Source organism: Aliivibrio wodanis, assembly GCF_052920805.1.
The window spans coordinates 1,063,075-1,083,674 of the sequence record NZ_JBREXA010000002.1 but is presented as its reverse complement, the minus strand read 5'-3'; the positions used below and the strand labels follow the sequence as shown (position 1 = coordinate 1,083,674).

The 20,600-nt window shown below is 39.7% G+C and carries 16 protein-coding genes and 1 pseudogene; 11 read left to right on the top strand and 6 right to left on the bottom strand.

The window, feature by feature from the left end:
* Positions 1-60 precede the first annotated feature (60 nt).
* Entirely contained in the window at positions 61-1,257 is a 1,197-nt protein-coding gene (locus ACU5DF_RS12820) for a hypothetical protein (RefSeq protein WP_446713148.1), read from the top strand.
* A gap of 50 nt (positions 1,258-1,307) precedes the next feature.
* Here the strand turns inward: ACU5DF_RS12820 and ACU5DF_RS12815 are convergent, their stop codons facing one another.
* Positions 1,308-1,670: a DUF805 domain-containing protein gene (locus ACU5DF_RS12815; protein ID WP_446713147.1), complete on the bottom strand. Its 363-nt coding sequence runs from the start codon at positions 1,668-1,670 to the stop codon at positions 1,308-1,310.
* A gap of 286 nt (positions 1,671-1,956) precedes the next feature.
* On the opposite strand from ACU5DF_RS12815, the gene murQ reads away from it, so the two are divergent.
* From murQ to ACU5DF_RS12800, 3 genes are all read left to right on the top strand, one after another.
* On the top strand, positions 1,957-2,853 hold the full coding sequence (gene murQ / locus ACU5DF_RS12810) for an N-acetylmuramic acid 6-phosphate etherase (RefSeq protein ID WP_446713146.1): 897 nt from the start codon (positions 1,957-1,959) through the stop codon (positions 2,851-2,853).
* 60 nt (positions 2,854-2,913) lie between these two features.
* The gene (locus ACU5DF_RS12805) at positions 2,914-3,453 is read left to right on the top strand and encodes a YaeQ family protein (RefSeq protein WP_446713145.1); all 540 of its coding nucleotides are present in this window, start codon (positions 2,914-2,916) and stop codon (positions 3,451-3,453) included.
* A 111-nt stretch (positions 3,454-3,564) separates the two neighbouring features.
* Positions 3,565-4,278, top strand: coding sequence for a sulfite exporter TauE/SafE family protein (locus tag ACU5DF_RS12800; protein WP_045103288.1), 714 nt, complete (start codon positions 3,565-3,567; stop codon positions 4,276-4,278).
* 81 nt (positions 4,279-4,359) lie between these two features.
* Here ACU5DF_RS12800 and ACU5DF_RS12795 read toward each other — a convergent pair whose 3' ends face one another.
* Positions 4,360-6,312: a BCCT family transporter gene (locus ACU5DF_RS12795; RefSeq protein ID WP_446713144.1), complete on the bottom strand. Its 1,953-nt coding sequence runs from the start codon at positions 6,310-6,312 to the stop codon at positions 4,360-4,362.
* 451 nt (positions 6,313-6,763) lie between these two features.
* Between ACU5DF_RS12795 and ACU5DF_RS12790 the strand changes: the two genes are divergently transcribed.
* The 3 genes and pseudogenes from ACU5DF_RS12790 (at position 6,764) to ACU5DF_RS12780 (ending at position 10,446) form a co-directional block, all read left to right on the top strand.
* On the top strand, positions 6,764-8,800 hold the full coding sequence (locus tag ACU5DF_RS12790; RefSeq protein ID WP_446713143.1) for a prolyl oligopeptidase family serine peptidase: 2,037 nt from the start codon (positions 6,764-6,766) through the stop codon (positions 8,798-8,800).
* 304 nt (positions 8,801-9,104) lie between these two features.
* Complete coding sequence (locus ACU5DF_RS12785; RefSeq protein WP_122035115.1) at positions 9,105-9,509, top strand: DUF6088 family protein; 405 nt, start codon at positions 9,105-9,107, stop codon at positions 9,507-9,509.
* A 2-nt stretch (positions 9,510-9,511) separates the two neighbouring features.
* A pseudogene (locus ACU5DF_RS12780) lies at positions 9,512-10,446 on the top strand (nucleotidyl transferase AbiEii/AbiGii toxin family protein).
* Between the two features lie 107 nt (positions 10,447-10,553).
* Here the strand turns inward: ACU5DF_RS12780 and ACU5DF_RS12775 are convergent.
* A complete protein-coding gene (locus ACU5DF_RS12775; RefSeq protein ID WP_446713142.1) occupies positions 10,554-12,041 on the bottom strand; it encodes an oligopeptide:H+ symporter in 1,488 nt (495 codons plus the stop codon).
* Positions 12,042-12,465: 424 nt separating this feature from the next.
* Here ACU5DF_RS12775 and ACU5DF_RS12770 point away from each other — a divergent pair, with 424 nt between their 5' ends.
* Positions 12,466-12,837 (top strand): hypothetical protein, encoded by a 372-nt coding sequence (locus ACU5DF_RS12770; RefSeq protein WP_446713141.1) that lies wholly within the window; start codon positions 12,466-12,468, stop codon positions 12,835-12,837.
* 203 nt (positions 12,838-13,040) lie between these two features.
* Positions 13,041-14,645 (top strand): BCCT family transporter, encoded by a 1,605-nt coding sequence (locus tag ACU5DF_RS12765; RefSeq protein ID WP_446713140.1) that lies wholly within the window; start codon positions 13,041-13,043, stop codon positions 14,643-14,645.
* A 584-nt stretch (positions 14,646-15,229) separates the two neighbouring features.
* Here ACU5DF_RS12765 and ACU5DF_RS12760 read toward each other — a convergent pair.
* Positions 15,230-17,821, bottom strand: coding sequence for an AAA family ATPase (locus tag ACU5DF_RS12760; RefSeq protein WP_446713139.1), 2,592 nt, complete (start codon positions 17,819-17,821; stop codon positions 15,230-15,232).
* 295 nt (positions 17,822-18,116) lie between these two features.
* On the opposite strand from ACU5DF_RS12760, the gene ACU5DF_RS12755 reads away from it, so the two are divergent.
* Positions 18,117-18,371 carry a hypothetical protein gene (locus tag ACU5DF_RS12755; protein ID WP_446713138.1) on the top strand — a complete coding sequence of 85 codons (255 nt, stop codon included), beginning with the start codon at positions 18,117-18,119 and terminating at the stop codon, positions 18,369-18,371.
* Between the two features lie 189 nt (positions 18,372-18,560).
* On the opposite strand, the gene ACU5DF_RS12750 is transcribed toward ACU5DF_RS12755, so the two are convergent.
* Both ACU5DF_RS12750 and ACU5DF_RS12745 read right to left on the bottom strand, forming a co-directional pair.
* The gene (locus tag ACU5DF_RS12750) at positions 18,561-19,538 is read right to left on the bottom strand and encodes a phosphotransferase (RefSeq protein WP_446713137.1); all 978 of its coding nucleotides are present in this window, start codon (positions 19,536-19,538) and stop codon (positions 18,561-18,563) included.
* Between the two features lie 34 nt (positions 19,539-19,572).
* The gene (locus ACU5DF_RS12745; protein ID WP_446713136.1) at positions 19,573-20,031 is read right to left on the bottom strand and encodes an RNA methyltransferase; all 459 of its coding nucleotides are present in this window, start codon (positions 20,029-20,031) and stop codon (positions 19,573-19,575) included.
* A 94-nt stretch (positions 20,032-20,125) separates the two neighbouring features.
* Between ACU5DF_RS12745 and ACU5DF_RS12740 the strand changes: the two genes are divergently transcribed.
* Positions 20,126-20,599, top strand: a complete 474-nt coding sequence (locus ACU5DF_RS12740) for a LabA-like NYN domain-containing protein (protein ID WP_045101853.1) — start codon at positions 20,126-20,128, stop codon at positions 20,597-20,599.
* Position 20,600 lies beyond the last annotated feature (1 nt).

The window sequence follows — 20,600 nt, the reverse complement described above, 5'->3', positions numbered from 1 at the left end:
CTGTTATCGAACAAACATAATACTTATCTAGAATAGGTATCACTAAGAGGGCATGAACTGATGAAGAAAGCATTCACAAGGTTCGTGCCTTTTTTATTACCAATTAGCCTATCGAGCTATGCTCAAATTCCTGGTTTAGCCCCTGAGAAAGATTGGGACCTAAACGGCTATGTAAAATACATGGCGACCAGCACCATCCCTAATTCTGGCGATACTATTTTTGATCACATCGTTCATCAACGTTTTAATTTTGAATACCGAGTTAATGATCAGTTACGAGTGAATTTGGGGATGCGTAATCGCCTGTTATTTGGTGATAGCGCAGAGTATCCAAATTATGGTGATTTCATCTCTTATGATCCCGGCTATGTTGATTTATCTAAAAATTGGATAGATAAAGAGGGAATGGTAGGGAACTCGCAATTTGATCGCGCTTACCTCAACTGGAATAAAGATGATTGGCAATTTCGAGCAGGACGTTTTCGTATTAATTGGGGAATGACAACCGTATGGAACCCAAATGATATCTTCAACTCGTATTCAATTTATGATTTTGATTATGAAGAACGTCCGGGAACCGATGCAATCATGGTCACCAAAAGACTTGGCTTTGCAAGTTCGATTGATGTGGTGTTTAACCCCAATAGCGACCGTGAATTAAACAGCTATGCGGCGCGTTATTTGTTTAATCATCAAGGGTGGGATATGCAGGTTCTGCTAGGTAAATCTCACTTAGATTATGTAGTTGGTGCTGGTATTGCTGGGGATATTTATGGCGCAGGGTTACGTGGTGAGTTCAGTTGGTTTGAGCCGACACAAGATAGCTATCAATTAGAAGGTAGCACCCAACAAGAAGAGTTAATCGCATCAAGTGTATCAAGTGTTGAGATGGATTATCGCTTTGATGGAACTCAAAACTGGGTAATTCAAGGCTCGCTCATGTATATCTCTGAGCCTCAAGGTACTGGCAATGCAATGGCTTATCTTAACCTTCCACTTAGTGCCAGAACCCTTAGCTTTACCCATTGGACATGGTATTCAAGCTTAGGTGTGGATATATCGCCATTATCGAGGTTCACCTTCATGAATAGTTATTACGGTGATGGTTCGTATTTTGTAGGTGTGAATCAGACTTATTCATTAGCGGATGATTGGGAACTTCTCGGTGTAGCACAATATTTTGATGGAAAAAATAATAGTGTATTTGGTGAGAGCCCAAGCACATTATTATACGCACAAATAAAATGGAGTTTTTAAGTTGTATATTCGATTTAAAACTCCATTATTTGTATATTAAATGTTCAAGACTATTTATTTAATATAGGGTTTTCACCAAACCTATTTTCTTCGTCTGAGCCTTTTAAGAAACCACACTCAACGATAATCCATATTGCACCAATAAGAGGTACAAGGCTTATTAGCACCCACCAACCACTTTTATTTCTATCATGAAATCTTTTAGTATAAAGAGCAAAAGATTGCCATGTATTTAAAATCATCATGATAGCTAATATAGCAAAACCTGCTGGCCCAGGAACTGGTGTTTCTGGATTAAACGTCATTGATAATAATAGAAATAAGATTAGTGTTTGCAATAACATACAGCCTATACCTAAAAAGAATTGTTTACGGCCAATACGTCCTTTAAACGAAAATAGAATAGATTTCATTGTTTGTCCTTCCTTTATAATTATAAGCGACCGGATTATACGTAAAATAATATAAATTGAAATAGGTTTTACAGTAATTAATATTAATATCTTTAAATTGATAGTTCTATTATTTGTAATTCCTCCTAGTGTTTTTTTAAATACCAACATGTGATATTATTATCAATAGTTACTTTTATTTTAAATATATAATTGTAGTTAGTGAAAATTTTGATATTGGTTCAAAAAAAACATTAATTGTATTAATATTTAGTGTATATGAACACTCTAGCTTGTAGGGATTATAATGAAAATTGATTTAACTCAGTTGATAACAGAGAGTCGAAATAAAGAAAGTGAATGCATTGATATTTTATCTACAATTGACATGTTAAAAGTTATCAATACTGAAGATAAAAAAGTAGCACTCGCAGTAGAAGAGGTTATCTTTGAGATTTCGCAAGTGGTGGATGCGGTAACTAAAGCATTTCAACAAGGTGGACGTTTAATTTACAGTGGTGCAGGTACTTCTGGGCGCTTAGGTATTTTAGATGCAAGTGAATGCCCTCCAACTTATGGCTCAGATCCTGAAATGGTGGTTGGTTTAATTGCTGGTGGCCATAAAGCTATTTTAAAAGCAGTTGAGAACGCTGAAGATAATCGAGATCTTGGCGCTTCAGATTTACAAGCATTAGATTTTAATCAAAATGATGTATTAGTAGGTATTGCTGCAAGTGGTAGAACTCCTTATGTTATTGGAGCAATGACATTTGCAAAATCAGTTGGAGCAACGGTTGCTTGTATTAGTTGTAATGCCAATAGTCCAATGACAGAATTAGCTGATATTGCGATAACACCAGTTGTTGGTCCTGAGGTTGTAACTGGCTCTTCGAGAATGAAGGCGGGAACAGCTCAGAAACTTGTTCTTAACATGATCACTTCTGGCGCAATGATTAAACTGGGGAAAGTGTTTGGTAACTTAATGGTTGATGTAGAAGCGACTAATGCTAAATTAATACAGCGTCAACAAAACATAGTCGTTGAAGCTACTGGTTGTAATGCAGAGTTAGCTGAAAAATCACTGTTTGAATGTAACCGTCACTGTAAAACGGCAATCTTGATGATTTTGGCTGATATTTCTGCTTCAGAAGCGAGAAGCAAACTTGAACAAGCAAATGGCTTTATTCGTGATGCTCTGAAATAAATTAGGTTTATTTTGTATATCACGTACAATGCCTGCAATTCTCAATAGTTAGGAAAGCCAGTGGCTATCAAACCAACCATCTACAAATTTCGTATTGCTCTAACGGACATGAACCGTGACCATTATGATTCAGTCAGTTTAACCATCGCTCAGCACCCATCAGAAAGTGAAGAGCGTATGATGGCTCGTGTATTGGCATTTTGTTTGAATGCAGAAGAGCGCCTAACGTTTACGAAAGGATTGTCAGCGATTGATGAGCCTGATATTTGGGTGCGTGAATACGACGATACGATCTCTCTTTGGATTGATGCCGGTGAACCTGATCCTGAGCGCATGAAAAAAGCATCGCGTCAGTCCAAAGTCACTAAGGTATACAGCTTTAATTCGAAATCTGAAGTGTGGTGGAAACAGAACGAAAGCAAATATAAACAATACCCTGTTGATGTGGTTCGTTTTGACTCTGAGCAAATTCACTCATTTTCTGCATTATTAGAAAGAACGATGGAGATGTCAGTGATGATCACTGGTGATTCTGCGTTTATTTCAGCAGCGAAAGGCGACTGTGAAGTGACGTGGGAAACTTTGCAATCGGTTGAATAATAATGAAAGGGTAAAGAGTGTAATACTGCTATTTCCTTTCTAAAATCTAGTTCATAATGCCTTCTGTTTTATATTAATAATCAGAAGGCATTTTTTATGGAACTACCACTGATGGATCTTGGTTTACTCTTTGCAATGATCTTGATTTTTATGGGCTCATTTGTGCAAAGCGCCATTGGTTTTGGCTTAGCCATTGTTACTGCTCCACTATTATTTTTAATCTCTCCAAGCTATGTACCTGCACCCATCGTAATTGTCGGTTTATTCTTATCCATTATTAATGCCTATAAACATAAAGCAAATGTCTCTTTTCGTGGATTAGGTTATGCCTTTTTAGGTCGAATTCCCGGTTCTATATGTGGTGGTTTACTGCTTTATTATGTAGACGCAAAACTGCTGTCACTTTGGATTGGCGTGGTTGTATTACTTGCTGTTGCGATTAGCTTGCTGCCATTTCGTATCGAGCCGAATAACTCAAGAATGACCATTGCCGGATTCTTCTCTGGTCTATTTGGCACCAGTTCAGGTATTGGTGGGCCTCCAATGGCGTTATTATTACAGCATCAAGAGGCAAATTTAATTCGTGCTAATTTATCCGCGTTCTTTGTGGTGAGTAGTGTTATTTCACTGATAGTTCAAGTACCAGCAGGCTATATGAGCATGTCGCATTTTTATCTTACTTTACCATTATTACCTGCGTCATATATTGGTTATTTGGTTGCAATGAAAGTGGTGGATAAAATAGATAAAGAGACAATAAGAAAGGTGTCTTTAGTGATGTGTTCAGTATCGGGTGTAGCGGCGATTGTGTTGGGAATGAGGTAGCGCCTTGTAAATCGATGAAAAGAGAAAGCGAAAAGGGTTAATGCCTGCGAATTCATAGCAGGCATTAACCATAAGGTTAGGTTAACTTGTTGAATTCAATCTTGTCTTAATCGCTAACTTAACATCTTCGTTCGCTTGTAAAGCTTCGTCTTCACCCTTTTGACGCATTAGATCATCAAAAGAAACACGTGCTTCTTGAGCAAGCTCAGACGCTGCCAGTTTCGCATCTTTAGCATTCATTGAGTCATCCGTTAATTGGCGTAATTTCTCAATGATTTCATCAGGCGCATCGCCTAAATCAACGCTTGATTCTCCACGTGCTAATGCTTCTTTACGTAATTGTTTTTTCAGCATCCAAATCGCGTCATTAGCTTCACGTTCAAGATCGGCTGCTTCAATTGCGTTATCACGTAGCTGCTCAAAGCGAGCCAATGCTTGGCCTTCTTTACTCCAAGGATCTACATCTGGTAAGTCAGAAATGTTGATCACAGGATCTACATAATCATCTTGGTGTGATAAGTCTAGCATTGCCGCTTTAACACCAGAGATCATTAGCATAACTGCGATAACTAATAGCGGTAAACCACCAACAATTGCCGCTGTTTGTAGTGTTGCCAAGCCGCCCATAAACATCAACGCCGATGGCATAAATGATAAAGTGAAAGCCCAGAACAGACGGTTCCAACGCATTGGATCTTCAGTCACGTTTGTTTGTACTACTGACGCTAAAATATAAGAGATAGAGTCAAACGTTGTCGCGGTGAAAATTACACATAACAAGGTAAATAAAGCAATAACGAAAGTACTAAACGGCAGTGTTTCTAAAATGGCGAAGATGGCACGAGTTGCCCCTTCAGTATTAAGAACGCTTACCACATCTAACTCACCTGATAACTGTAGTGATAAACCGTAGTTACCTAAAATGATGAAGTACATTGAACAGCCTAAAGAGCCAAAGAAAACCGCACCAGAAACCATTTGCTTAATTGTTCTTCCGCGTGAAATACGCGCAACGAACAGACCCATGCTTGGCGCAAATACTAACCACCATGCCCAGTAGAAAATAGTCCAATCTTGTGGGAAGTGCGTATCTTCAAACGTACCCATGCCACCAAAAGGTTCTGCCCATGTTGCCATCACAAAGAAGTTAGACAGCATACGACCGATTGAATCTAGACCGGTTTCCAGCATAAAGATGGTAGGGCCACAAACTAATACAAACAGCAGTAAACCTAACGCACCCCAGAAGTTAATGTTACTTAAAATCTTAATGCCTTTGTCCATACCCATGTACGATGAGTAAGCAAAGATAGCGGTACAAACCATCAGTACTAAAATCTGGCTGCCTGTTGTTGCAGGAATACCAAATAGGTAGCTAATACCTTCGTTAATCAGTGGTGCTGCTAACCCTAAGGTCGTTGCCGCGCCGCCTAATAAACCAAAGATAAACAGTACATCAATGACTTTACCTAACTTACCAAAACTGTTTGCTTCACCAATAACAGGCATAAGTGCAGCAGAAACTTTTAGTACAGGTTGTTTACGCACATAGAAGAAGTAAGCGATTGGAATTGCAGGGATCATATAGATACACCAAGCAATTGGACCCCAGTGGAACAGGCCATAAGTCGCAGCCCAACGGATTGCTTCTTCACTGCCAGCTTCTAGTTGAAATGGTGGATTTTGGTAATAATATGCCCATTCAATAGTACCCCAGTACAAAATACTAGCACCGATACCACCACAGAATAACATTGCCGCCCAAGACGCCAGTGCAAATTCAGGTTTTTCATCTGGGTCACCCAGTTTGATCTGACCGATATCAGAAAAAACGATGTAGATCATGAAGAAAAATGCCGCCAAACCTAGGCCTAAATAAGCAAAGCCTAGTTTGTCGGTCATAAATGTTTTAGCAACGGCTATCCACGCAGCCCCTTCTTCTGGAAATACCAGTAGAGGAATTACAACAGCACAAAGCAGTAATATTGCGCCGAAAAAAGTGGGTTTATCGATAAGCTCGAAGTGTTTTTTCATTTCTATTGTCCGTAATAAAAACAGAGTCAATTATTAAGTACGCGCACCAAAAACTCCCCGTACTGAGGGGTTCAGACGGGTTTAACTTAAAATTAATAGAGTATAAATAGTGTATGCGGACGGTTTTTTGTGAGTAATCTAGTGCTCGAAAATTATCCAAATCACGATTGATGTGGATTCGAGATAAAATAGTGCTAATTCATCAATCTGTCGACAAACTTAGATCTAAATTTTATAAAAACTGTGATCGAGATATCATAACGATTTAACCCAAAAAATCAGCTGTTTAATAAACACCCTAAACTTACCAAAAGCCTTAATGAATCGACCATAGACTGGATCTTAATACCCTAGACGTCAATAACTAGCCTTAAACCATCAAACAGTTGTATTCCTATTTTTAATGAGCGTATTCTACAAATAGATAACTAATTATAAATAGGGATGTACCATGATTTATCCTTTAACAAAGCAAGACTCAACGGTTGACCATTATTTTTCTCATGCCATCGCTGACCCATATCGTTGGTTAGAAGATGACAGAAGCGAAGAAACAGAAGCGTGGGTAAATAAACAAAATAACGTTACATTTGACACTCTTTCACATATCGATTTTCGTGATGATATTCGGGCTTTAATCGCAAAAGGTCAGGATTATCAAAAAACCTCACAGCCATTCAAACGAGGTGATTACACTTACTTCTATCAAAATGATGGTTTACAAAATCAAAGTGTGTTGTATCGCTCAAAAGAAGGCGGAGAAATCGAAATTTTTCTCGATCCAAACACTTTCAGTGAAGAAGGAACCACTTCTCTAGGATCTGTTAGCTTTTCAAAAGACACCTCATTAGTAGCGTATTCGATTTCAGAGGCAGGTAGTGATTGGCGTAAGATCTTCGTATTAAACACAGAAACCAAAGAACAAATTGAAGCGCCGATTGTAGATGCTAAATTCACCGATATTTCATGGTTAGGCTCAAAAGGTTTTTATTACTCAAGCTATGATAAGCCAGATGGCAGTGAATTATCGGCAAGAACGGATCAACATAAACTCTATTTTCACGAGATAGGTAAACCGCAAGCAGACGATGTTTTGGTGTTTGGTGCTAAAGAAGAAGAGAAGCATCGTTATGTCAGTGGATATACAACAGAAGACGATGCGTACTTGGTTATTACGGCAGCGACATCAACCTCTGGTAACAAACTTTATCTTGAGCGTTTAAGCTGTGAGAACTCAACAAGAATTACCGTGTTAGATCATACTGATTCAGATACCTACGTGATTGAAAATGATGATTCTCGTCTGCTAATGTTTACTAATTTGAATGCACCAAACGGTAAAATTGTCTCTTATAACGCAGTAACATGCGATTGGACCGATGTTATTCCAGAGCAATTACAGCCTCTTGAAATCAGCGTTGGCGGTGGAACCTTGTTCGCAAGCTATATGGTTGATGTGCTAAGCCAAGTGAAACAATATGACTTCTCAGGTAATTTACTAAGAGAGATCGAACTACCGGGAGAGGGACAAGTCACAGGCTTTTCTGGCAAGCGAGAGCAAACCGATCTGTTCTTTACCTTTACCAATTACGTAACGCCACCGACCATTTATCAATTTGATGCTAAGACGGGTCATATCGAGCTGTATTTACCTTCAGCCTCACCGTTTGAGAGTGAAAAGTTTGAGTCTACTCAAGTGTTCTACACCTCAAAAGATGGTACTCAAATTCCTATGATTATCTCGCATAAAAAAGGGATTGTCTTAGATGGTAAAAATCCAACGATTCTTTATGGTTACGGTGGCTTTAATGTCAGCCTAACTCCAAGCTTTAGTGGAGTAATGGCAAGTTGGTTAGAGTTAGGTGGTGTTTATGCAGTCCCAAATATTCGCGGAGGTGGTGAATATGGCAAAGAATGGCATAAAGCAGGAACACAGCAGAAAAAACAAAATGTATTTGATGATTTTATTTCAGCTGCGGAATATTTGATAGATTCAGGTTATACAAGCTCAGAATATCTTGCGATTCGTGGTGGTTCAAACGGCGGGTTATTAGTTGGCGCGTGTATGACGCAGCGTCCTGAGTTATTTAAAGTCGCTCTGCCTGCCGTCGGCGTATTAGATATGCTTCGTTATCATACGTTTACATCAGGTGAAGGTTGGGCGTATGACTTTGGTACCTCAGCGCAAAGTGAAGAGATGTTTGAATACCTGTTAAATTATTCGCCAGTGCACAACGTAAAAGAGGGTGTGGAATACCCTGCAACCTTAGTGACAACCGCTGATCATGATGATCGCGTTGTACCTGCACATTCCTATAAATTCATTTCAGAGCTGCAAGCCAAGCAATCAGGCGATAACCCTGTGTTAATTCGTATTGATGTGAATGCAGGTCATGGTGCAGGAATGCCAATTTCAAAATCAATGGATTTAATGGCAGATGTGTATGCCTTTACACTGAGTAACATGAAGGTGAATCCGTTTAAGTGATTTGAGTTTTATACACCAATAGTTAGAACACAATAAACAAATGCAGTAATAAAAAGCAGAATGAGGACTAAATTTATTCTGCTTTTCTATCTCGCGAATTGATGCCATTGAGAGTTAGGTCGATAAAAAATAAATCAGTAAGTGAAGAAAATTTAATTTGTTTTAATTTCAATATAAACAATTGGATATGTTTATTTACCTGTTCAGTTATGTCGTATTTTTTTTTGATGTTATGCCGTAAGAATTTTAAATAATAGTGATCTTCTAGTATACTAAATTCAAGCATTATGTAGGAGGGTGAATCATGACAGCAGCCGACCGTATTTATCAAAAAATAAAGCGTTCTCGTCGCTATGTATTCGAACGTAAAGATTTTTACAACGATGCAAGCTATGACCAAGTTGGTCGTGTCTTGAAACAGCTTGTAGATAAAGGTGTGCTGATGAAAATCGGCTATGGCTTATACACCAAGTCAACAATCAACAGCCTAACTAATAAACCGATGCCAACGAATCCTGGTGGTACTGACGCAATTATGCGCGAGATACTAAGATTGCGCGGTGTAGACTTTGAGATGGATGCTATGTCTTTGAAGAGCATTAATGGACAGTCAACCCAAATACCAGCGTCAATCAAATACAAGTGGGATCCTAAGCTGTTCAACCGTAGCCTTAAGGTTGGTAACAGAGTATTGAGTAATCGACAATGAGCATACCAAAACTTAAGAAACAGTTTCTTGAAGTTTCTGATGCGCTTGAATTAGGTAATCCGTCGATAACGGAAAAAGACTATTGGGTAGTGTCACTGCTAGCCATGTTGGAAAATGTGGAAAGCGAACATCATCAACTTGTCTTTTCAGGTGGAACAGCTTTAGCTAAGTCCAACATTAAGATATTAAGAATGTCGGAAGACGTCGATATAAAATTGATCCCAACTCAAGAATTTCTCGATAAGGGCAATGGAGCGAAGAGGAAGGCACGCAGGCATTAGTCGAATATCTCATCGCTAAGTTAGTTGAACACCCTTATCTAAATTACAGTGATAAATCAGTAAGTGATAATTATCGCTATGTTGAAATAGAAATAGAATATCCGCAACAATATCATCAAGCACCGTGCTTACGACCTTATATTAAGTTGGAGTTTATCGAGACTATTGAGATTCAGGATATCGAATCACGCTCGATCTCATCATTAGTAGCACAGAGCTATAAACAACCTGCCGAAGTAAGCGCAATGTCGTGTATTTCTATTGATTCGACGTTAGTTGAAAAAGTGCTTTCTATGTTGCGCCGCACCATGTCAGTCAAGCGAGATCCAAAGCGTAAGGATGACGAAACGCTAGTTCGTCATATCTATGATGTTCACTGCATTAGCGCAGAACATGAAATTGATATGGACGTATTAAAACCGATGTTTGATGTCGTTTTGGAGGAAGATAAGAGACGGTATGGGAATCAACATCAAGAGTTTGTCGACGATCCGAAAAATGAGTTAAAGCTGGGATTAGTAGAACTAGAAATTAACGTGGAATTTCGTAATCGTTTTGACGCTTTTGTAGCTCCGATGGTATATAGCGCTGAACCATATGATTTTGATACTTGTTTTACTTCGTTTAAAGATATTTCAGATCAGCTTATTGCTTAACACTCAGTAATAAAAGCAGAATGAGCATCACGCTTCATTCTGCTTTTTTTATTAAGTAACTTTTCTATTAAATAACTTGTCTATTAAGTCATTGACCGAATACATAATTAATGTTGTTCAACCAGCTCAACTTCTTCAGGCTGTGAACTTGTCATCATACGATTCAGTTTTGGTGCAGTGATCGCCATTACGATAGCAACCGCTAGAGTCACAAAACCGATATTTTGGAACAGCTCAGTATAGACAGGCAGAGTATCTAGAGGATCAGTAAGATGCTCAGGAGTCGCACTGAATGTTGCAATGTAACCACCAATGATGAATGACGCCGCTTGAGTTAAGAACCATGCACCCATAGTGAACCCCATTAAACGTTGCGGAACTAAGCTTGCTACCATTGCAAGGCCAAGACCACTGATCATCAACTCACCTAAGCTTTGGAATAAGTAAACCAGAACCATCCACCAAACAGAAACCATACCGGCTTGGTCTGCAAACCAATTACCTGCTGCAGCAACAGATAAGAAACCAAAGGCACACATAAACATACCAACAGTAAATTTACCAGGCATAGATAAGTCTTTATTTTGGTTACCGTAGTAAGTGTATAAGTAAGCCAAGATAGGGCTACAGAATACCACCCAGAATGGATTTAACGCTTGCAAGCTAACAGGGTTAATATCAATACCGAACAATTCAGTGTGAACGTTATTAATCGCAAAGAAGTTTAGTGACGTTGGCATTTGTGCATATAGTACGTAGAAAATAATCGCTTGTAGCATAAGAATGAAAGCGACGATCATTTTGTTACGTTGTTCGCCTGTCTCTTTAAAGGTTTCTTTTAAGAAGAAGCCAACCACACCAACACCAATCACACCTAGCGCTAAGTTCGCCATCATAATATTTTGCAGTAACCATGCACACACTAGAGTCGATGCAACAGTACCGATCAAAACAATTAAGGCTTTGGTTTTATTGAGTGGCAGGGTATCAGGTTCAGAGCCAATACCTTGCACTGTGCTACGTAATGCAAAGTAGCTAAATAGACTGGCAACAAGACCTAGACCACAGATCAGAAAGGCATATTCATAACCGTAATTATTCGCAATGACAGGGCTTAGAGAAAGCGAAACTAAAGAGCCAATATTAATCGACATATAATAAAGAGTGAATGCGCCATCTAAGCGTGAGTCACCTTTTTCATAACACTTGGCTAATAGGCTTGATGGGTTTGCTTTGAATAAACCATTACCAACCGCGATAGAGCCCAGCGCTAAATAGATAAAATTAGGATTCAAAATAGAGAACCCCATTAAGAAATAACCGAGAGCAAGAACGACAGCACCAAAGACCATGGTGCGTTTAGTCCCTAGAACATAATCTCCGACGTAGCCACCGACAGAGACAAGGCCATAAACTAAGGCAGCAAATGCACCAAAGGTAACAAAAGAGTCTTGCATGCTAAAACCGAGTTTATCTACAAAGTAGACGGCGAGTATCCCTTGAAGTCCGTAGTAACCAAATCGTTCCCATAGTTCAATGAAAAATATCATCTTAAATGGTTTTGGTTGGTTTAATATACTTGTTTTATTATCCATATTAGTTATTTCACCTAGCTATTTATTATTTAGGTGGCATTTAACACTGTTATTTTTTTAAATGCTGTGAGGTTTGTTTGTTTTGTAATTTACTCTCTGTGATTTATGTCGCATTAGATTAAATACTCCAATAATTAACCATTAGTAATATTTTAGTTAATAGTTCAATTAAGTATCAGCAAGGTTACTTAAGTTGCTGAAAAGTTAAGCTTGAATTTTATTAATGTGATTTCATTGTGTTTTTGTGTAATAAAAAGCATTAGTTTTGCTAATCTATTTGGGTTATTTTTTTAACGCGCATAAAGAGTGAGTACTGCTAGTTTTTTAAAGAGCATGGTTACCCTTTGTTCCTGTATATGATAAAACCAAGCGTAACAAGTATCAGTAATAGAGCTGACAGTAATGGATTGATAAGGGTAGGCGTATGTGGAAAATTATATTATTGGGTCAATGCATAATTGTCGCTTTGTGCTGTGTAGTGATAGGTTATAAAGAGGGTATTGGCGGTCTATTTCAATCACTGTATGTGCTAGTTGGAGGCTCCGTTTCGATATTAGCTTCGTATGGGTATGTTTATCAAAAGCCAATCTTTAAAAGTGAAGCGTGGAAAGTACTCTCTATTTTTCAAATATTATTTGCTATTCCAATACTTTATATGGTTAATGTTTGGTCATGGGCATTTACTGAGATGGATTCGCTAAATAGTTGGGTTTTTATTTTGGCTTTTGATGTCATATTTATATCATTCATAGCCTCAACGTTTGTGTATGGTTTTCGTTCTAAACACTTGTGGTAATACCAATTCACCAATAACTACCCATTTTGTGTTATAATTCGTCACTTGGGATTGAGAAAAAGAGCAATTAATCACCTACAGTGGTGATTCTTATCATGTTTATTTATATGGTACCGCTACTCAATCAAATAGTAATTGGATAAGGAGTTGTCCTTATATTCGTCTAGCTGTTCGCTTAGCCGGATATGTGAACATTATCGTTTATGGGTTTTAAATCAGAAAAATACAGTATTGAATCGACAGATTATGAAGTCGGTCAAGATAACATCAGTAAATGGGGCATGGATGTCCATAACACAGTTTTTATAGCCTCAGTCGGCTTATCTCTTCTCTTCATTATCACTCTTCTTGCACTACCTCCAGCAGACGCAAAAGCCGCCATTGATTCCCTTAAAGGCTCTGTATTATCAAACTTCGACTTCCTCTTTATGTGGGGAGCTAACATATTATTAATCGTTGCCGTCATTATCGCGTTTTCACCTTTGGGTAAAATTCGATTAGGTGGTGAGGGTGCGAAGCCTGATTATTCAAAAGCTTCTTGGATCTCGATGCTATTTGCTGCTGGCATGGGTATTGGACTTATTTTCTGGGGTGTTGCAGAGCCAACCGCATTCTTTACCAATTGGTTTGGAACTCCGCTTAATGTAGAACCTTATACTGAAGCAGGGCGTGAGCTAGCATTAGGTGCAACTGTTTTCCACTGGGGCTTACATGCGTGGGCTATCTATGGCATGACAGCGCTTTGTCTTGCTTATTTTGTTTATAACAAAGGGCTGCCATTATCAATGCGCTCGGTGTTTTATCCACTATTAGGTGATCGAGTTTGGGGTAAAACTGGTGATGTGATTGATATCTTAACCGTATTGGTTACCTTGTTTGGTCTTGCTACGTCTCTTGGGTTAGGCGGTACGCAAGCGGCTAGTGGTATTAGCCATGTTTTCGGAATGGACAATAACATCTATCTTCAGCAGGCGGTTATCGTATTGATCATGGGTCTGGCGATCATTTCTGTTCTGCGTGGTATGGATGGCGGCGTTAAGTTTCTTAGTAACCTGAATATGGTTATTGCCTTTATCTTCCTTGGCTTAATTGCGGTATTGAATTTCACAACCGTATTGGATTCATTAGTTACTGCTTTGACGGGTTATGTGAAAAATATTATTCCGCTAAGTCAAACCTCGGGTCGTGAAGATACTTCTTGGTTGCATGGTTGGACGGTATTCTATTGGGCATGGTGGGTTGCGTATGCACCTTTCTTTGGTATGTTCGTAGCGCGTATATCTAGAGGCCGTACGGTTCGTGAATTCCTTCTTTGTGTAATGCTTATTCCGACAATGGTAACAACGGCTTGGATGTCAATCTTCGGCGGTGTGGCTATTCAACAAGTGATGGATAAAGTAGGGTTATTGGGTGCTCAACAAGGTATTAGCGATGTCTCTCTAAGCTTGTTCCATATGCTAGATGCTTATCCGTTCGGGGATATTTTATCTTTTATTGCGGTAGCACTGATCATCGTTTTCTTTGTGACAACGTTGGATTCAGGCTCTATCGTTATTGATGGCATGACAGCGGGTGGTAAATTAGAAGTACCTGTTAAACAGAAAGTGGTTTGGGCTGTGATCTCTGGTGCTATTGCCATGATTATGTTGTGGGTTGGTGGTACTCAATCAATTCAAGCGCTGCAATCAATCACCATTATTGCAGCAATGCCGTTTACGATTATTTTGTTGTTAGGCAGTGGAAGTCTACTTAAAGGATTATTGACGGAAGTTGATAAGCCAAAGGTAGCGACTAAGCGAGTTAACTAATTACGTTAGTTTGTAGCTAGATTAAGAGCTAAAGCAAAAATTAGATCTACAATAAAACTCTCTGGTACTTTGTGCTGGGGAGTTTTTTTTAAGTAAAACTAGGAGATGTTTTACTGAGCGATGCACTGTAATTTTGGAAGGGTGAGGAAGTCATTTTATTTTCATAATACATATTTATTACCGTGCTTGAGTAATTTCAGGGCTTATATTAGCTAATCTCAGGCTTGTTATTGTGTGGGCCAAGAAATAGCTTTGAAAGCTTTCCCAGAATGAAGATAGGAAAGTATGATTCGGCATGGAAACGGTAGTTTGTGTATGATTTTTGTTTGGCGACTAAACCATATCACTTACTATCGTTTTTGTTTTTAGTTCCCGCTAATCGCGATGAACCAAAATTAACTCTATTGAAAAAAGTAAAAGTTGCCCTGTATTTAAAGAACCTAAACCAGAACCTAAGAAAGACAGATACCCAAACAAGCGATGCGGCATGTACCAAATGTGCAATCAGATATCAGAATAACTCTCTCCACTCTAGGCTAGAAAAAGCCCACCTCTCGCGAAGTGAGCTTTTTATCATTTAAGCGCTATTTTTTGGTTCTGCGCGCTTTTAGAGCAGCAAAGTAAGCCTTTAGCTTCTCGAAATCATCTGCAACTTCTGCAAAGTCAGGCACGCCTTCATTCAGCTCAGGCGCTTGGTCATGTCCATACATAAAAGTACTGCACTTCGACATGCCTTCCTCGATGGCAGCATAGTCTTCTGGGGTGATACCTCCCTTTTCGACAACATCCTTGAGGCTTTGTGTTTTCACACTTCGACCAAATCTTTCAACGACTTTCTTAAATAGCCATTCCTCAACAAGTCTTTCCCATGTTTCACGCATCTTGTTATACGTTAACTTGGCCATAGCTTCATAGCTGTCAACATCTCCGGCATCTTCAAGCTGCTTCAAAGGAACCATTATCTTGTTTAGATCTTTGACTCGATCGCTTGTTGATTTAACATCCCACGGCGGCTCAGATGTAGGGAACCCAGCAAGCTTCCCACGTTTAACAATTGAAATAGCCGAGTACTTCGAATTGGCCTTTTTAGTTGCCTCTCCGAGCATGACTAAAAATGACATGTCATGGGTAAACACAATGACCTGACGGCTTTGTGCTTCCTCTGCGATGCGGGCAGCAAACTTTCTTCGCCACTTATGATCGAGAGAGTTAATTGGGTCATCAAAAACAATCGCTGATTTTCGGTCATCAACAATAAGTTCAGCCATGAATCCAGCCAAAGCAACGCACTTTTGCTCGCCTTCACTGGCGATGTCAGAAATGTTGTTTCGCTTGCCTGTTATACTAAACTTCAACATTTGCCTGCCGCGAGAGCCGCGAGTTTCAGTGCCTACATCGAAGTTTCTAAACTCAAGTTTCTTCAATTCAGCCTCAAACACTTTGCTAAGCTCGCCAATAGCACCCATTTTAGCAATGTTGTTTGTTTGAGTTGTTATGATTGTTGATAAGCAAGATTGAGTGACAGCGTTATATAAACCAATCATCTTCAGGCGCTCAATCTCGTGGAGAATGTTTTGCTTAGATAATGTAAACAGCTTTCTGTCATCAAGTTCGTTAATAGCCTGTGACGCAGTAACGATCTGCTTAGTTAACCCCTCATTGGTTTTAACTGCATCTTCTTTGGCCTTTAAAGAGACAATTTGCCCGTTGATCCAATCTAGCGCTTTGTAATCAATTGGAACAATAGAGAAGTCCGGTACCTGTTTAGTAAGATTCGAACAGAGAACCTTGAATGATTCTTCCTGTGCGATAAAACTCTTACTGATTTCTGGATTAAATTCAGCCACCTTGCCTAGAATAAACTCATAAGGTTTTAGGTTGAATGACAGTCGCCTTAGAGCCGCAATTGAACTATCAAATTTAACTTTGGCTTTGCCTGCTTCCATCTGAGTTTTATCTTGCAGATAGTCGTTAAATAGCTTTAGTTTTTCGGCAGATGCTTCTGAGACAGGTTGCAAGCAAGTAGGGCAGGCTTCGCCCGCTGCTGCTGGGAACGATAATGTCGCATTATGCTTTAGTACGAATGTCTGAATGTGATTCCACATCTCTCTCCACTCAGGTGAGCAAATGCCTGATAGTTCGTGACCTTCAATTGCCTGCTTGCGAGCTATCTCTGCTGCTGCCTGTTTGGTTTGATAGTCATCGTAATTGAGTTTTATCGTCTCAAACTGCTTTTCATCGAGTTTGGCTCTTAGTTGATTAAAATAAGCACTAAGAGGGGTTAGCTCTTTTCGACGGTCACTAAACCCTTTTCTAAGCTGCTCAGGTGTACTGGTCTGCAGCTTAACAAGTTCTGCTTTTAATTCTGGGATTGACTCATCTTCTTCTTTGCTCAGACAGATGGCATCAACGGCCTCTGATTTTGTGGCGCCAGACAAGCTAGATACAAACGCTGCTGTTTTACCTCCAGGTCTACATTGAGGTAACGGAGCGGCAACGTTATATGGTCTTTTCTCTGACTCGTTTGCGGCTCTTACATAATCACAAGCCCTCATTAGCTGAGACAATAATTTCATTCCCGCAGGCTTGTAATCAATCGAGTCCTCGTCAGAGATGTAATGCGCCGCCGAAGTGTTGTCAAAAATTCGAATCGATTTCAAATCTTCATGTGAGCTTCCAGAGAGAAGCCATGGAATGTCGTGCTTGTCCTCGCCAATCAAAAGAGAAATGTCCGCAGCAGGCTCACCGATTTGTGCGTCGTAGATGTTCGAGAGGATTTTTGGAGTACTACCGCGAGTAAGACAGGCGTTCTTTAAAATCTTTGCATAGCTAGATTTACCCGAACCATTATCGCCATAAATTGCGGTCAGTCCTTCGCTTTCAAATGCAATGGATTTGTTCGGGGCAAGCGCTGAAACATTAGCAACGTTGCTAATACATGCCAATTTTACTGGATGCTTTTCTTCGCCAAAGCCTGCTAGATCTAGCAAAGCTATGCTAGCCGCATAAGCATCACTTTGTGGTTGCAAACCTGCTTCTTCTTTAGAAAGAGCAAACAGTAATTGCAGATCACCGTCATCAAGTTCGCCTTTATTTGCTGCCAATCTGAGAGCGTGACGCCACCAGAAGTTCTTCTTTAGCTTGTTAGCCCAGCCAACAACGCTTTCTATCGACATTTTATTCTCCAAACAGGTTATGTTTCGGGAATATATACGCCTATTTTCATTATAGTCAATTGGTTGCAATCACCTTTGAGACAATCGGACATGAGGAATATTCAGCCAGTGCGACATAGATCCCACACTTGTAGTATGGAATACTACGATTTGCTCTAATTGATACCCCATTTTGATATTGTTATAGTTCTAAGCGGTTAGGGGAGACCTGTTTAGCTGCCGCGATATCTGCAACAGAGGTAACTAGACCGCAGCCACTTATTTCAAAAAGCACCTCATTGAATACGACGGTAAGATGATCACAACTCATAAATTGTGTCAGCTAACCAATTCAAATTATCGACGAATTAAGAGACGAATGAATGCTGGTGTGGCAGAAAAAAATGCTGTAGGGAAGCTAATCGACAAGCGAGGAGCTACCACCAAAACAGCAAAGCTATCGCCCAGTGAGGTGATTAGCATTTACGTAACATTATTTAGAAAAGAGAAAGGTCAAGCGGTGTTAGCTACAGAGCTTGATGTTCTATTAGGGAAAGAGTTAATTGAGTGAATTGTCTTGCATAGGCTGTATTAGGTAGCGCTTCTCCTTATCTTCGTTGGGCGTCAAGTACAGCTATTTTCCTTACTTTTAGTTATTCATGAATCGCTAATGTTCGATTTTCTGAAACTAATTTTTGTCCAAAAATCAATTAGCCACTAAATCCCCACAAAAAAAGGTCGCTCACTTGCGACCTTTTCCCTACAACACCCCCAACGCTCTTTCTTTAAGCCCTTCCGTATACCCATTTATCTTCCAATGATCTGGGCTCCAGCCTTTAACAAAGCGTTGAAAATCTGCCCAAGCAACGCTGAACAGTGGTCGCCACTCTTGCTCAATATCGTTACTTGCTTTTGTGTGGCCTAAACGCAATAGGGCGATTTTAAGCTGAGTAAAGTAATGATCTAACAGCTCACTCTCAAGCTCCGCACAGTTTTCTGGTAAAACTGCACTGCTGATAAATAAGATCACATCCTTCATGCCACAGCCTTTTCCTACGTATTGAAAATCCACAGCGGCTACCTGATTACCATCTTCAGAGAAGCAGAAATTCGCTAACTTAGCATCACCATGAACCAAGGTTTGGTAGCGGGTATTTTTGAGCGTGTCATCAATCTTAACTGCTGCGCGTTTTAATGGTAAATCCGTTAAGGCTTCCAGCTCATCAGGGCGAGTGTCTAAATGCCAATAAGTACCTGTTTGCCATAAGCCAATCGGTTCAACATAAAGGTGCGCTGCATGAAAATTTGCAAGCCACGTTAAGCAGGCTTTGGTTTCATTTATTGAGGCGCTGGTTTGTAATGGTCCAGTTTTTACGATTGGAAAACCGCAAGTGGCTAAATCTTCCAATACTAAAATGAGTTCGTTATCACGTTGTTCTACGTATAAGCAGCGAGGAACAGGGCAATGCTCAGAAACCGAATTGGCGTAACTTTGATACCAATTGAGTTCCACTTGGTATGAGTCGAGTTTACGTTGGTGCGATAAATCGGTATTCCAGCCTCTAGGATGCACTTTAGGCTTTGGTAAGGTGATTTGTTTAATGATGATAGAAGAGGTGGGTGCTTGGGTTAAATGCAAACGCACCAATTCACCATAACCGCCCCACAAGGTTTGTAGGGTATCGGTTTGAGTAATTGATGCGTTTTCGAAACCCGAAATACGTGATAAATCAAACATGTCGAGTTCCTTTATTCATCTAGCTTAACGTAGATTATTTATGGTTGGAGAAGTTTTCGCCTTTTGCCATGCGATCATACATGATCACATTTACCGCTGCGGCTAAGTTCATGCAGCCATTGGTAGGTACATAAATAGTCTCACGGCAGAAATCAGTGATCTCTTTTTTCAATGTGCCGTCTTCTGGGCCAAAAATGTAAAACGCACGTGGTGGGTGCTTGTAATCTGGTAGAGGTTTTGCACCTTCAATAAGGTCAACGGCAACAGGTACGCAATCTAAAGGAATGATGTCTTTTAGATCTTCAACGCCGATCAATGGAACGTTAAGATGCTGGCTTTTTGTATCCGTACAAAACTGCTTTGCGATATCGTAACGTCTGCCCGTGTAGAATACAGAGTTTACATTATAGCAGCCTGCCGCTCGCATTACCGAGCCTACGTTTTCAGGTGTTTTTGGGTTTACCAATCCAATACAAGAGTAGCCTTTAGTCATTTTACCGTCTTTCCAATACAAAATTTGCGCGAAGTATACCTAAATTAAAGGGATTCATATAGACTCATTGGATAATTTCCTAGGAAGGTGAAATATGAAAACGGTTGCAATTCTTGTTGATGTACAAAACATTTACTACACCACGCGTGATGTCTACCAACGTCATTTTGATTACAACGCATTATGGGCAAAAGTGACTGATGGCCGTAAAGTTGTCGGTGCTAATGCTTATGCTATCGCACGTAGTGATGATAAACAGAAGCAATTTCATAATATCCTTCGTGGTATTGGCTTTGATGTAAAGCTTAAGCCTTTTATCCAACGTCGTGATGGCTCAGCAAAAGGCGATTGGGATGTAGGTATTGCTCTTGATGCGATTGAGATGGCTGAGCAGGCGGATATTGTGGTTATTTTATCTGGTGATGGTGATTTTGACTTACTCGTTAAGCGAATTCAGTCACGTTTTAACAAAGAAGTTGAAGTGTATGGTGTAGCCAATTTAACCGCAAACTCCTTAATTGAGGCGGCAGATCGCTTTATTCCAATTGAAGATAATTTATTGTTATAAA

What these genes read in the sequence shown, in the direction of transcription:
- ACU5DF_RS12820 (WP_446713148.1), top strand. Translation starts at nt 61, where the DNA reads ATGAAGAAAGCATTCACAAGGTTCGTGCCTTTTTTATTACCAATTAGC.
- ACU5DF_RS12815 (WP_446713147.1), bottom strand. Translation starts at nt 1,670, where the DNA reads ATGAAATCTATTCTATTTTCGTTTAAAGGACGTATTGGCCGTAAACAA.
- murQ (WP_446713146.1), top strand. Translation starts at nt 1,957, where the DNA reads ATGAAAATTGATTTAACTCAGTTGATAACAGAGAGTCGAAATAAAGAA.
- ACU5DF_RS12800 (WP_045103288.1), top strand. Translation starts at nt 3,565, where the DNA reads ATGGATCTTGGTTTACTCTTTGCAATGATCTTGATTTTTATGGGCTCA.
- ACU5DF_RS12795 (WP_446713144.1), bottom strand. Translation starts at nt 6,312, where the DNA reads ATGAAAAAACACTTCGAGCTTATCGATAAACCCACTTTTTTCGGCGCA.
- ACU5DF_RS12790 (WP_446713143.1), top strand. Translation starts at nt 6,764, where the DNA reads ATGATTTATCCTTTAACAAAGCAAGACTCAACGGTTGACCATTATTTT.
- ACU5DF_RS12785 (WP_122035115.1), top strand. Translation starts at nt 9,105, where the DNA reads ATGACAGCAGCCGACCGTATTTATCAAAAAATAAAGCGTTCTCGTCGC.
- ACU5DF_RS12775 (WP_446713142.1), bottom strand. Translation starts at nt 12,041, where the DNA reads ATGGATAATAAAACAAGTATATTAAACCAACCAAAACCATTTAAGATG.
- ACU5DF_RS12770 (WP_446713141.1), top strand. Translation starts at nt 12,466, where the DNA reads ATGTGGAAAATTATATTATTGGGTCAATGCATAATTGTCGCTTTGTGC.
- ACU5DF_RS12765 (WP_446713140.1), top strand. Translation starts at nt 13,041, where the DNA reads ATGGGTTTTAAATCAGAAAAATACAGTATTGAATCGACAGATTATGAA.
- ACU5DF_RS12760 (WP_446713139.1), bottom strand. Translation starts at nt 17,821, where the DNA reads ATGTCGATAGAAAGCGTTGTTGGCTGGGCTAACAAGCTAAAGAAGAAC.
- ACU5DF_RS12755 (WP_446713138.1), top strand. Translation starts at nt 18,117, where the DNA reads ATGATCACAACTCATAAATTGTGTCAGCTAACCAATTCAAATTATCGA.
- ACU5DF_RS12750 (WP_446713137.1), bottom strand. Translation starts at nt 19,538, where the DNA reads ATGTTTGATTTATCACGTATTTCGGGTTTCGAAAACGCATCAATTACT.
- ACU5DF_RS12745 (WP_446713136.1), bottom strand. Translation starts at nt 20,031, where the DNA reads ATGACTAAAGGCTACTCTTGTATTGGATTGGTAAACCCAAAAACACCT.
- ACU5DF_RS12740 (WP_045101853.1), top strand. Translation starts at nt 20,126, where the DNA reads ATGAAAACGGTTGCAATTCTTGTTGATGTACAAAACATTTACTACACC.